The sequence below is a fragment of the Psychromonas algicola genome, from assembly GCF_004378355.1.
In the GTDB taxonomy this organism is placed as follows: Bacteria; Pseudomonadota; Gammaproteobacteria; order Enterobacterales; family Psychromonadaceae; genus Psychromonas.
Genome location: NZ_SNUB01000026.1, coordinates 15,601 through 28,567, shown reverse-complemented (window position 1 = coordinate 28,567; position 12,967 = coordinate 15,601). Strand labels below are relative to the sequence as shown.

The 12,967-nt window shown below is 33.9% G+C and carries 9 protein-coding genes; 2 read left to right on the top strand and 7 right to left on the bottom strand.

Annotated features, from left to right (window positions below; translation table 11 throughout):
• Window positions 1–29 precede the first annotated feature (29 nt).
• The 4 genes from E2R67_RS12465 to E2R67_RS12450 form a co-directional block, all read right to left on the bottom strand.
• Window positions 30–893, bottom strand: coding sequence for a mechanosensitive ion channel family protein (locus E2R67_RS12465; protein ID WP_134291283.1), 864 nt, complete (start codon window positions 891–893; stop codon window positions 30–32).
• 66 nt (window positions 894–959) lie between these two features.
• Window positions 960–1,820: a mechanosensitive ion channel family protein gene (locus tag E2R67_RS12460; RefSeq protein ID WP_134291282.1), complete on the bottom strand. Its 861-nt coding sequence runs from the start codon at window positions 1,818–1,820 to the stop codon at window positions 960–962.
• A gap of 109 nt (window positions 1,821–1,929) precedes the next feature.
• Window positions 1,930–2,964: a DUF21 domain-containing protein gene (locus E2R67_RS12455; protein WP_134291281.1), complete on the bottom strand. Its 1,035-nt coding sequence runs from the start codon at window positions 2,962–2,964 to the stop codon at window positions 1,930–1,932.
• Between the two features lie 173 nt (window positions 2,965–3,137).
• Window positions 3,138–4,307: an MFS transporter gene (locus E2R67_RS12450; RefSeq protein ID WP_243837016.1), complete on the bottom strand. Its 1,170-nt coding sequence runs from the start codon at window positions 4,305–4,307 to the stop codon at window positions 3,138–3,140.
• A 395-nt stretch (window positions 4,308–4,702) separates the two neighbouring features.
• Here E2R67_RS12450 and E2R67_RS12445 point away from each other — a divergent pair, with 395 nt between their 5' ends.
• Complete coding sequence (locus E2R67_RS12445; protein ID WP_134291280.1) at window positions 4,703–6,253, top strand: putative bifunctional diguanylate cyclase/phosphodiesterase; 1,551 nt, start codon at window positions 4,703–4,705, stop codon at window positions 6,251–6,253.
• Between the two features lie 5 nt (window positions 6,254–6,258).
• Here E2R67_RS12445 and E2R67_RS12440 read toward each other — a convergent pair whose 3' ends face one another.
• From E2R67_RS12440 to E2R67_RS12430, 3 genes are read right to left on the bottom strand one after another with little or no spacing between them, the layout of a single operon-like run.
• Complete coding sequence (locus E2R67_RS12440; RefSeq protein WP_134291279.1) at window positions 6,259–7,980, bottom strand: two-component system response regulator; 1,722 nt, start codon at window positions 7,978–7,980, stop codon at window positions 6,259–6,261.
• A gap of 46 nt (window positions 7,981–8,026) precedes the next feature.
• Window positions 8,027–8,449 carry a response regulator gene (locus tag E2R67_RS12435; protein WP_134291278.1) on the bottom strand — a complete coding sequence of 141 codons (423 nt, stop codon included), beginning with the start codon at window positions 8,447–8,449 and terminating at the stop codon, window positions 8,027–8,029.
• Between the two features lie 24 nt (window positions 8,450–8,473).
• Entirely contained in the window at window positions 8,474–10,228 is a 1,755-nt protein-coding gene (locus E2R67_RS12430) for a CHASE domain-containing protein (RefSeq protein WP_134291277.1), read from the bottom strand.
• A gap of 846 nt (window positions 10,229–11,074) precedes the next feature.
• On the opposite strand from E2R67_RS12430, the gene E2R67_RS12425 reads away from it, so the two are divergent.
• A complete protein-coding gene (locus E2R67_RS12425; protein WP_243837015.1) occupies window positions 11,075–12,967 on the top strand; it encodes a methyl-accepting chemotaxis protein in 1,893 nt (630 codons plus the stop codon).

The following is a 12,967-nucleotide window of genomic DNA, read 5'->3' as shown; positions in this document are numbered from 1 at the left end:
AGCTTGTGTTGAGCCACTTGCGTGAACTTTTAATTATTTTTTCCAGCTTCTATTTCTTTTTGTTCAAACCATAACGCCATAAAATCCGCTGTTAAATCTTGCTCAATATCCATGGCTCTTTCAGTAGGGCAGAAAATGGTAAATAAGACCTGTGTGTCACCTATATCTGAAGTGGCAACTTGTATATGAGGCTCAGGCCCTGCAATATTAATATCTAAACGGTTTTCTATAAGTTGGTTATAGCGAATTGCGACATCATTAAAATCTGCACAATATTTATAAGCGTTCTCATAGAGTTGATCTAAGAAAATAAATGGATTAATACTGCCATCTCGTGTGATGGTGAAATGGTGCATTGCATAACGCTTTAAAAAGTTTAGGTTTTTGATTGATGAGGTGATTAATTTACTATTAGGCACATACAAGGTTTTACCTGTGTATTCATAGGCATCAATGTTGACTTCTAAAAGAGTTAGTTTTGCCCAGTCAATAGAGTGGACTTCGCCATAGCTATCGCCTACTTGTATCCAATCGCCAATTCTAAATGGACGGCTTGACACTATATACAAAAAGCCGATAAAACACTGAATGAACTCTCTGGTTGCAATCACGATAGCAACAACAAAAGCGGCGATTGAAATAGCAAACTCATGGAACTCAGCAGACCAAATATGAAAAATACCTATTAATAAAAAAATGGTAACTGCATTATTTACAATATTGATTTTTAAGCGTTTATTTTTATTACTTCGCTTATTTAATAGTTTTAAAATATAAAACTTGCTCAGCATTGTGACTAAAATAAGACAAAGCGTTAATAACGAATTATTTTCCATTAATATTTTAAATATACTGTTTTCAGCTAAATCAATTGATGATAATTCTTCAAGCATATTCAGTCATACCTTAGTTTTTTAATAAATATTTATTTTTGTATTGCGTTAGATCGTCGAGCTGTTTTATTGGTTCTTGATAACAAGAGAGCCATCCAAATGTAAATCTCTTTGTGGATAAGCCACTACAATATCATTTTCTTCAAATAATTCTTCTAAACGGAAGCGGATATTACTTCTCATCACGCGCAGTCCACCTTCAGCAGAGGAGTCTAACCAAAACATAACTTCAAACATCAGTGCGTTATCGCCAAAATCTTCAAAAGTAACAACAGGTTTTGGATCGGTGACGACCATATTTTGTTCTGTTGTTGCTTGTAAAATGAGTTCTGCGACTTTCCTAGCTGGAGAACCGTAGGCAACACCAACACTTACAGAAGTCCTTACTAAACTATCAATTAAGGTCCAGTTAACCACTGTGTTTTCTAATAATTTGCTGTTAGGAATTAAAAGATGAACTCCATCGACGCGACGAATACGTGTTGAACGAGTATTGATTTCTTCTACAACGCCTTTCGTATCTTCTACTTCTAAGAAGTCTCCGATTCGAATGGGGCGTTCCCACATTAAAATCCAGCCACTAATAAAGTTATTAATAATATTTTGTGCGCCAAAACCGAAGCCAATAGCAATTGCTCCAGATAAAAAAGCGAAGGCGGTAATCGGTACGTTAATTAAATCTAACGTGGTGATCAGTAATATCGCCATGGCAATAATATAAAAAACACGTTGTAGTAAATGGATAATATTAGGGTCTGTTTTTTTAGACGTAAGGCGATTTGTTAATAATTTTACTAACCATTTTGTGAGTAAAACTCCCATTAACAGAACGAGAGGAATTAATAATACTGTGCCTAATGTTAACTCCCGATCTGAAATCGTGATGATAGAATAAGCTAATATCTCTTTTATGTGTGACAAATCCATTAAAGTTCCTTTTCTGTACTGCTGGAATGAGTGATTTAAATCGTACTCATTCTCACATTTCATTTAATATTTTTACATCAATAAAGCAATAATTCACTGATGCTTGACGTTATTTATTAAGTAATTCTTGTGGTTGCATACCTTTTAATAATAGGCCAAAAATATCAGCACCTGTGATAATTCGTTTGCTTTCACCCCAAATTAAAAGAACATCATGGTCAATGGCGCCATCAAAAGACTTATCTACCGATTGGCCCATTTTCATTTTAATAATGGCATCATTTAACATGGTTGATTGATCTGTAATAACGGTAGGTCGATGACAATGTTTATAGGGATCAAAATTGCCACTTTCAAATAGCACATCACGTAAAAAACTATCAGAATCCACAACGACCAAAGGATCACCAGCTGTGTTTGTTAGTACAACCCAGCGATGCCCTGATTTATTCAACAGTTTGAGAAATTCATTATCAGCTGTTGAGGTTATCTCAGGGATGATTGGAAGATCCATTTTTGTAGGTAAGGCAATAATTGAATCTGGATCAATAAACTCACCTTCTTCATTAACTGATATTTTATCAAGTTTGAAAAAATTTAAAGCGCCAATGCCTTCAACATGATTAATGTCTGTTTCTTCTGATTCAATATGCTTGCGAATGATACTGCTTAATTCACTTTCGGCTAAGTAAGTGATTCCTTCCTTACCTAACCAAGCATCTAAAATTAATGCTGTTGGTTTTGCGACAGGATAAAAAAGCATTTGATAAAACTTAATAATTGGTGACAGCAATGCCCCCATTTTTAGTGCGTTTCTAGAGAAATAAGCTTGTGGGGTTATTTCACCGATCACTGTGATTGCAATGGTTGAAAAAAGGAATGAGCTAATACCTGCTAGTGCGGAATCTGAAAGTAGTGTTAGCAGTACATTAATTCCAACATTTCCCCACAATATAGTCGCTAATAAAAAGTTAGAATCATTACGTAAAGCTAAAACTTTTTTAGCTTCTTTACTGCCTTTGCTTGATTCAACTTCTAGTTGTAACTGGCTCAATGAAAACAAGGCGATATTCAGCCCTGAAAAAATAGCTGATTGTGATATACAGAGCGCAATAGCAGCCCAAATAATAATATCTAACGACATACTTCACCGGATAATGTTAATAATATGGAAGCAAAGTTTATAGGCTTTATAGGGGCAAGGGAATTGTTATTTACAATCAAATAACATACTTTTAAATAGATATATTTGATTCTTTTATTTATCGTTTTTGGGTGCTCTTTTTTCTTGAAAATTAATGTAAAAAAATGGGGGGATTAATTATCTTTGGCATTGTTAACTAACAAACTCATGATCACTAAGACAGCGCTAAATAATGAAACTGCCTGCCATCCATATATTTCAAAAATAGAGACACCTACAAAAGAACCAAATGCCCCTCCTATATAATAACCAAGCATATAAATCCCATTGATACGGCTTTGTGCTGTCGGTTCGATTGAAAAGACTCTAACTTGATTAGAGACTTGAGCACTAAAAACCCCCATATCAATAAAGGCAATACCCAGAATCAGGCCAATTAAACTACTCCCATAAACACCTGCAATTGCAAACCCAGCGGCAATACAAATTAATCCTAGACTGGTCATTTTTCTTGGACCAAGTTTATTGACTAATGCACCAGATACTTTAGCGCCAAGGACACCTGTAATTGCAATCATGCCAAACATACCTGCTTGTTGTGCATTATATCCAAAGGGCGCTTCATTAACATGTAATGCCAAGGTAGTGAGTAATGCACTAAAAGCGGCAAACCAAAGAGCACCAGTTAAAGTTGATTTACGTAAAATGGCATGTTGTTTAAGTAATGAAAACATACTCAAAACCAATTTTATATAAGGCATTTTATTATTAGGTTTATTGTTAGGTAGATATAAATGCAGTAATACGCCAAAAACAAGAGCAAATAGTGCGGACATCATAAACACCGCTCGCCAACCAAATTGCTCTCCTACAAATCCACTTAAGGTGCGTGATAATACGATACCAACAGTTAGCCCTGTCATCAGTGTTGCAATGATCTTACCTTTGTTATCTTGTGTGCTTAAAGAGGCTGCAAAAGGAATTAATTGTTGAGTGATGTTGGCGCTCAAACCGATAAAAAAACAGGAAGCAATAAGCATTAATAAACCATTTGCATAAAATGCAAATGTCGCAGAGGCGACTAATAACAGGGATAACATACTAATTAGAGCTTTACGTGACATATTATCGCCTAAAGGCGAAATGAATAACAAAGCAATTGCATAACCCAATTGGCTCGCTGCAGGAATAGTGCCTAAGGCATCTCCTGATAGATTTAATTCCATCCCGATTTGAGGTAAAACGGGTTGATTAAAATAAAGATTTGCTGCTGTAGCAGATACAGCACTTGTCATTAAAAATAATAAACCTTTGCTCATCTCGCTAGTTTTTAAGCTATGCATCTTTATCCTTATTCTACTTATCACTTTGATGCTGAAAGCAGTTCACTTGGTTAGTATATAGAGCCGTCGTTAGTAAGTATTATTGTAAGAAGTGAGCCACTTATCGTTTTAACTCTCATATAATAATTTAAGCTGTTTTATTTATGTAAAAATCAAATTATAATTACTACTTATTGAGTAATATTTTATTGTTTTTATTTGTAGAAGAAACTGTCCAAGCTTTTTGGAATATGTTTTGATTTGCTCTTGTTAAGTTGCGACTTTGTTTTTATTAAATTTTTCAATGTGATAGTTAGATTTTGTTAAATATTGTTTTAATGAGGTTTTCCAGTTTTCATTGTTAATAAAGATATTAAATTTATATTTAAATGTAATTATTCACTGAAGTTGGTTTAATGTTATATAAAAAAAATAGACTATTTCGAGATACATGTATCGCATGCCTTCTTACTTTTTCTGTGTTTTATATTTTTATTTTTTTTGACCTTGTTGATCGCTGGTTTAATTTTACTCGCTTGTATGAAATTCATGAATTAGATGAAGCAATTGGTTTAATACCTGGCTTTTTTATTGGCTTACTCTTTTTTACTTATCGTTTGCTTATTTATGTAAGGAAAGATAATACTCGTATTTATAAACTAGCTGAATCACTTGAATATGAAGTGTCCTATGATCATCTCACTGGCTTGCCTAACCGAAGAGCCTTTGAGAAAAAAGTGCGAGATCTTATTTCTGAATCTGAAAAATCAGAAAGTTATTTCACACTATTTTATATTGATATCGATAGCTTTAAATATATTAACGATACGCTTGGTCATACAGTTGGAGATAAAGTCCTAATCGCCATCACTAAGCGTCTTGCTAACATAGGTATTACGAATTCTATATTAGCGCGTATTGGTGGTGATGAATTTTGTATGGCAATCCGTGGTTATTTAAATGACCAACAATGTTTAGATTTATGTACACAACTTAATAAAGCCGTGATGGTGCCATTTACCATCGATACTCATAAATTATATATTTCTCAAACAGTTGGTATTAGCCGTTACCCTGAAGATGGCACATCCTATGAAGCTTTATTGCAAACCGCACACATTGCAATGAGTATGGGGAAAAACTCTGGGCATAGAAGGAATAATTTCAAGGATGGCAATTTCACTCAAGTTATGAAAATGCGTTTTATTATTCAACACGGTTTAAAAGATGCGTTAGATAATCATCAGTTATATGTTGAATATCAGCCTAAAGTGAGTTTGGCGAGTAATACGCTGGTGGGATCTGAAGCACTTGTGCGTTGGCGTCATCCTGAACATGGACTGATCGCTCCGGATCAATTTATTTATATTGCTGAAGAAGTTAAAGCGGTGCATCTGATCGATTTCTTTGTTCTAGAAGAAGTTTGTAAACAAATTAGTCTATGGGGAGAAGATGCTAAGCCAGTGGCTGTTAATTTATCTCCTATTTTATTTGCAGATGAAAATCTATTTCATAAGATTATGTTTTTACTAATAAAATATAAAGTATCTCCGCATTTGCTTGAGCTTGAAATAACCGAAAGAACCTTAGTTACTGACTCAGAAATACCATTAATGCTCTGTCAAAAATTGGTTGAGCAAGGCTTTGTGATTAGTCTTGATGATTTTGGTACGGGATATTCATCGCTTGCACATATTGCAAACTTTCCAATTTCAACATTAAAAGTAGATCGTGCTTTTATCAATCAAATTTGTGCGAATGAACGAACTTTGGACATAGTAACTGCCATTATTTCTTTGGCGAAAGCGTTAAATGTAAAAGTCATTGCAGAAGGCCTTGAAACAGAAGAACAAAGGATAATATTAAAGGAATTAGGCTGCCATGAAGCTCAAGGTTACCTGTTTGATAAGCCTCTTTCTAAGGATGTTTTCTCTGAACGTTTACTTGATTCCATAAAAGCAAGCTAGAACCACTATAGCTTGCTTTTAAATGATTCTTTTCGTAGTAAGTATTTTTCTTCAAGTTCATTGATAGTAAGTGGTTTATCGTAATAATAGCCTTGAATTTTATCTACGTTGAGTTGTGTGCAAAAGTCTAAATCATCTTTGGTTTCAACTCCTTCGGCTATAATTTTTAAATCAAGCGATTGAATCATAGCGACTAAACCTGTTAATAACTTTTTAATATTATATTCCGTTGAAGCACTCGGCATTAAAGATTTATCTATTTTTACTATATCAATAGGGAAGCGATGTAAGTGTGAAATAGAAGAGAAGCCTGTCCCAAAATCATCCAAAGAAATTTTGCACCCTAAGTCACTAATGCCCTGTATTATTTTATTGCTATTCTCTTGTTCAACAATTAAAGCAGTTTCAGTTAACTCAAATTCAATTTGGCTAGCAGGTACGTTGAATAAATTTAAACAATATTTAATATGTGCAATTAATTGTTCGTCATTTAACTGTGCAGAAGATAAGTTGATCGCCATGGTTAATTGCGGTGAGTAATGTGCATTCCAAAGACTTAATTGCTTGGTTGCTTGTAATATTACCCATTGTCCTATTTCAATAATTAATCGCGACTTTTCTGCCACTGGAATAAAAGAATCTGGATTTTGTCGAATATTATCGATGTCATATCTTATTAATGCTTCAACGCCTGATAGTTTTCCAGTATTAGAATCAATAACAGGTTGGTAATGCAAATAAAAATCCTGATTATCAATTGCTGTACGCAATGTATTTTCAATAACAAAACTTTCTAGAAATGCCTCTTTCATTTTCATATCAAAAAATGAAACTTGATTGCGGCCATTATGTTTAGAGCGATACATGGCAATATCTGCATATTTAAATAGTTCTTTTGCATTGGCACTATCATTGGGGTAAACGGAAATGCCTATACTTGCAGCGGAAATGAAGCTTTTATTATTTATTTCAAAAGGGGCGAGTAAGGCCTCATTAATACGCTCACCGATTCTATTTGCATCAGCAATGTCGTGCAAATTCGTTAATGTAACAGAAAATTCATCGCCACCTAATCGAGCTAGGAGTTCATTTTTGCGTAAAACGCCTTTAATACGTTTCGCGACTTCAATTAATAACTGGTCACCTACATCATGGCCATAGTTATCATTAACATATTTAAAATGATCCAAATCGATCAATAATAAAGCTATTTTATTATTACTTTCTTTGTGACATTGAATTTCTCTGTTTAAGTGATTATCAAAAAAATAACGATTGGAAAGTCCGGTTAAGCTATCGTGTTCGGCAAGCTCTTTAGTGCGTTGATGACTTTGTATTAATTCATTCTCTAAGCATGATCTCGCTTGAGCGCTTAAAATCGCTCTTTGTAAGCGGAAAACGTTGATTTCAGTTTTAACTAAAAAATCCTGAGCACCAGCATTGATACTATTTAAGGCTAAATCATCGGCTTTTGAAGTACTCATCATGATAACGGCTAAATCTTTATGATTTGGCATGACTTTTAGCTCGAGTAGAAGGTCGATGCCATTACGCTGAGGTAAGTTATAATCAAGCAAAATGATATCGAAGATAGTTTTATTTAATATCTCAAGTGCCGCATCCACAGTTTCTACTTCCGTTATATTACACAGAATTTTACTACGTTTTAATATTCTTAAAATCATTTCTCTATCGACGATATCATCGTCAACAATCAATATATTCATAGAGTCATTTTTTCCTTAATAATGACGTTAAAAATAAGGGGCTCGATTATTTTGGTAAATGTACGATTTTCCAATAACTTTCTAATACATCAACAATCCCTAAAAACTTTTCGCCGACTTCGCCTTTAACAAAATAGCCTGCAATATGTTGGCTGTAGCTTGATAACATATCCGACTCCGATTTTGATGTTGTTAAAACAAAGACAACTAAGTCGGCTAACTCTTTGTCTGCTCTTAATATTTTTAAAAATTCTATGCCGCCCATTCTAGGCATTTGTAGATCCAGTAAAATGACTAATGGCCGAGACACCATTCCATTTCTTAACATTTCTAAAGCTTCTATCCCGTCGTAAGCTCGCATGACCTTATTGGCGATACGCTGTTTGATGAAGCTACGCTCGACTGTCATTGCATCAATGTCATCATCTTCAATCAATAATAAAGTGACATCTTCAGATTTTTTATCCATGTTATTGCCTCTATTCCATTAGTTTTAATCTATTATGATTTTGATTTCTTTAGGCCATTGTACTGTTATTTTTGTACCTCTTTGCCCATCTGATGTTATTTTTACATTACCTTCGTAGTTCTCTACGATACGTTTGATCATTGCTAACCCCATTCCACTGCCTTCAACTTGGTCTCGAGGTTTTAGTGTTTGAAACATCTCCATTGCCTTTTCATGTAGCGCTTCTGGAATACCTGGACCATCATCTTCAACCGCGATGACATGAAATTCATCATTGTCTTGATAGGTAATTGTTATATATCCAGACTCTCTATCGTGATGTTTAATAGAGTTTGATATTAAGTTTCTTAATACAATTTCAAAAGGAGCTAATGGGATACTGATTTCGATAAGTGGTGCTATACAACGAAAGTTATTACTTTTTTCTAATAACAACATAATATCTTGTGTTGTATGGTGTAAGTTAACTATGTCATTAGCGACAGGCTTAAGGTTTAAGCGCGAGTAATCTAAGAGATCATCAAGTAATCTCATCATGCGTCTACTACGTTGTCGTAATAAAGCTAAATGTTTTTTTGAGGCTATTGGTAATAATTCTTCACAATCTTCTTCTATCCAACTAACGAGTTGGTTAATTGCATTCAATGGAGACTTTAAATCATGAGACGCAACATAGGAAAATTGTTCTAGGTCTTTATTGGATTTCTCTAAATGTTCTGCTTTACTTTCTAAAGCAAGCGTTACTTGATTCGCATAGGTTAAAGCTTGTCTATTTGCTTTGGAAAGGAATAAAAACAAGAGAAGTAATAATGCGTCAATGATGAGTCCTCCAATAAGAATAATTGAAGACTGATCTAAAGTCGTATCTTTTTCGAAGCTTATATTTGATTGAATTGAAAATGTCCAAATTCGACCATATGAAACCATATTAATATCTTTGCTAAAAAGAGGGGTTTTATCTATTTCTATGGAATTGTTATCTGCAGCATCATCAAACAATAAGTTTTCTTTATCGCTTATTTTTAGACTGACGTGTCTGTTTTTTTCTGCCAAGGTTCCTTCCATTAAGTTTTTCATAATAAAAGGTGCATAAATAACGCCTATTATATTTTCTCGACGTTCTTCCGCGTTGTTAGGTTTCATGCCATTTTTATAAAAGGGAGTGTACAACAAAAATCCAGCAGTCTTTTTTTGATCTTGAACTAATGTAATAGGGGCGGTGAGTCGACTCTCTCCTGTATCTCGCGCTTCCGTGATTGAAGCGTAACGTTTTTGTTCAAAGGCAACATCTAATCCAATTGCTTGTTCATTTAATGCTACCGGCTCGACATAAGTTATTGGCCAATATTCGATTCTAGTGTGGTAAGGGTGAATATTATAATTAGGTCTCAATATTCTTTGTTGTTTGAGATACGTTGCCAGTTGTTCTGGTTGAATATTATAAATAACGCCAAGGCCATTTATACCTGGATAGTTGACTTCAATTTGCAGACTGTTTGCATAAGCTTTCCATTGCTTTAAGTTTACATCTGTATCCAGAGCATCCATATAGGCAACGCCGCTTTTCAGTGCATTTTCATAAAGCGCCATTCTTTCTTTTACTAGGCTTACAACCTGCTCAGCTTCTCGTTCAAATTTAATTTCAAGTTTTTGTTTTACTTGATACTGAGAATAATACCAAGCACTGAATGTGAGTAGAACTGAAAGAAAAATAATGAGCCAATGTATCGCATGTATTTTACCGGTAGGCGCCAATGTTTGTTTTTTGTTTACCTCCATTTATTTCCCCAGAAAAGCCAGTAATAATTATAATCATTATTAGACTAGTTCATTTTGAGTGTTTATCACGTTTAATTTACTTTTAATTTTCTTATTCATTACATTTAATGTCAGTTTTGTTATTTATGACCGAAATAATTTAAATAAATGGATTCTTATCGAATTGAAGCTTATTTATATTTATTATTTTAAGGAAATTTAACTATTTAGTTTTTTCCTAGCTTGTTGAATTTAAGTGTTTTTTTGTTTTTCTTAAGAAAGTGGGATGCTTTTTTATTCATTTATTGAAAATAAATTGCATTTAATTGTTGACAGATCTTAATGATATCCATTATCATTAATTTGTTGGCGATAAACGTGAGTATATAACTTCACGTAGTTATTTTTGTATCTAGCTTGCACCTACCATTCTTTCTGCTTGGGACGCACACGAAGAGTTAGAAGGAATGTGATACAAAAATCGTTATAGTTAATATTGCAGCTATGAAGGCGGGGGGTTGGAATAGCTGCAATATTAATACCTCTATTAAATTCTTAACTTTTTCCACTTGCCTTTACTTTGTTATGTCAACACTCTGTATTGAAACTGATTACTATTACCTATATCTATATAATAAGTAGTTGAATTGTAAACTTAAACTGAATTAGCTTGGTTTCTTTGAACCCTGTTACACTTTTGTTAAATATCTAAAGGTGTTTTCTAAAAAATTTAATTATTAGCCTAGCTTTAAATAAGCAATAAAGTCTCAGAGGCGAATTATTATGAATTTAAAGAAAAAGTTACTTATTACGTTTTTATGTGTGTCCTTAATTCCTACCTTAGCGATTGGAATAATTAGCACCTTCATGTCAAAATCTATGATAGAAACAGAAGTGCTTACTAAGTTAGTTACTATTCGAGATATTAAAAAAGTCCAAATTGAAGAGTACTTTCAAGCTAGAGAGGCCGATATTAATGTTTTAGCTGGAACGGTGTTTAATTTACTTGATTTCAGTTCTAAGAAAGGATTAATTGATAGCGCTCATCAATTTAACCCGTACTTTAATCAAATGATTGAAACTATTGGTTATTATGATTTCTTCTTAATTGACCAGCAAGGAATGATATTTTATAGCGCCTTTAAAGAAAGTGATTATCAAACCAATTTATTAACAGGGGCATTTAAAACATCTAATCTAGCCGATTTATTTAAAGCGGTTGTAAATAAAGGGAGTTTTGCTATGTCAGATTTTGCTCCTTATGCTCCAAGTAATGACGCCCCTGCTGGCTTTATTGGTTTACCTATCAATACTCCTCAAGGACAAATTGTTTTAGCACTTCAGTTGTCAGTAGATAAAATTAATCAAGTAATGCATCATCGAGAAGGGCTAGGTGAAAGTGGCGAGAGTTATTTAGTTGGGCCAGATCATTTAATGCGCTCAGATTCCTATCTAGATCCTGAAACTCATTCAATTAATGCCTCTTTTGCCGGCAATGTTGAAAATAATGGCGTTAATACTGAATCATCTAATCTTGCTTTAAATGGAGAAACTGGCACAAAAACTATTATGGATTTTAATAATCACAAAGTACTCTCAGCTTATATGCCATTGAGTATTTATGGTTTGAATTGGGCGTTAATTAGTGAAATGGATTATGCGGAAGCGCTTGCAGTAACTGATAGTTTGTATTTGAAAATGCTGATTGAGTTATCAGTATGTACATTATTGATTTTGGGAGTTGCTATTTGGGTTTCAAATTCAATATTAAAACCTTTAGGTGGTGAACCTAGCGAAATGCAGCTTATTTCTGAATCTATCGCTGAGGGTGATTTAACCGTTAATTTTGCAACGACTGTAAACTCTAATAGTATTTATAGTTCGATGCGGAAGATGTCTAATAACTTATTAAGTTTAATGAAGGAAGTGGTTGGCCGATGCCATGACTTAGTTCAAGTCGCCCAAAAAACAAATTCTCTAAGCTCTCAAACATTAATAAATCTTGAGGAACAACAAGACAGTATCGAAATGGTGGTAGCTGCAGCAGAGGAAATGTCTGCAAGTATTAATGAAGTTTCTCAAAGCGCATCAGAAACTGAAGCTTCAGCAAAAGCTGCACAGAAATCTTCAGATGATGCCAAAAATAAATTAAGCGAAACCATTGTTGAGTTGGGCACGCTAGATAGACAGCTTTCCGATGCAGGAAAAGTGATAGAAACGTTAGAAAAAGAGTCATATGATATTGGTACCGTATTAGATGTTATTCGAAGTGTTGCTGAGCAAACCAATTTACTCGCTTTAAATGCGGCAATTGAAGCTGCTAGAGCTGGAGACCATGGGCGTGGTTTTGCTGTTGTTGCTGACGAAGTACGAAGTTTGGCTTCAAAGACTCAAGAGTCTACAACTAATATTGATAATATGATTACGCGCTTGCAAGAAGCTTCAAAGGGCGCCGTACAAGCAATGTCAGAAAGTCGAACTATATGTGATAAAACAGTCAATGATGCAAAAGACACTGAAAATTTAATTACTTTAATGAATGATGAAATGAGCCATATTCTAGAAATGAGTATGCTTATTGCTTCATCTGTTAATGAGCAATCCAACGTATCTAAAGAAATAAGTAAGAGCATTACCGTTATTCATGATAGTTCTGCTGAAAACTTAATTTCTGTTAAAGATGTTTCTAAAACAACTGAAGAAATTGATGATATTGCTGGGGCATTAAATTCTTTAACTTTAAAGTTTAAAGTCGAATAA

What these genes read in the sequence shown, in the direction of transcription:
- E2R67_RS12465 (WP_134291283.1), bottom strand. Translation starts at nt 893, where the DNA reads ATGCTTGAAGAATTATCATCAATTGATTTAGCTGAAAACAGTATATTT.
- E2R67_RS12425 (WP_243837015.1), top strand. Translation starts at nt 11,075, where the DNA reads ATGTCAAAATCTATGATAGAAACAGAAGTGCTTACTAAGTTAGTTACT.
- E2R67_RS12455 (WP_134291281.1), bottom strand. Translation starts at nt 2,964, where the DNA reads ATGTCGTTAGATATTATTATTTGGGCTGCTATTGCGCTCTGTATATCA.
- E2R67_RS12450 (WP_243837016.1), bottom strand. Translation starts at nt 4,307, where the DNA reads ATGCATAGCTTAAAAACTAGCGAGATGAGCAAAGGTTTATTATTTTTA.
- E2R67_RS12440 (WP_134291279.1), bottom strand. Translation starts at nt 7,980, where the DNA reads ATGAATATATTGATTGTTGACGATGATATCGTCGATAGAGAAATGATT.
- E2R67_RS12460 (WP_134291282.1), bottom strand. Translation starts at nt 1,820, where the DNA reads ATGGATTTGTCACACATAAAAGAGATATTAGCTTATTCTATCATCACG.
- E2R67_RS12435 (WP_134291278.1), bottom strand. Translation starts at nt 8,449, where the DNA reads ATGGATAAAAAATCTGAAGATGTCACTTTATTATTGATTGAAGATGAT.
- E2R67_RS12445 (WP_134291280.1), top strand. Translation starts at nt 4,703, where the DNA reads ATGTTATATAAAAAAAATAGACTATTTCGAGATACATGTATCGCATGC.
- E2R67_RS12430 (WP_134291277.1), bottom strand. Translation starts at nt 10,228, where the DNA reads ATGGAGGTAAACAAAAAACAAACATTGGCGCCTACCGGTAAAATACAT.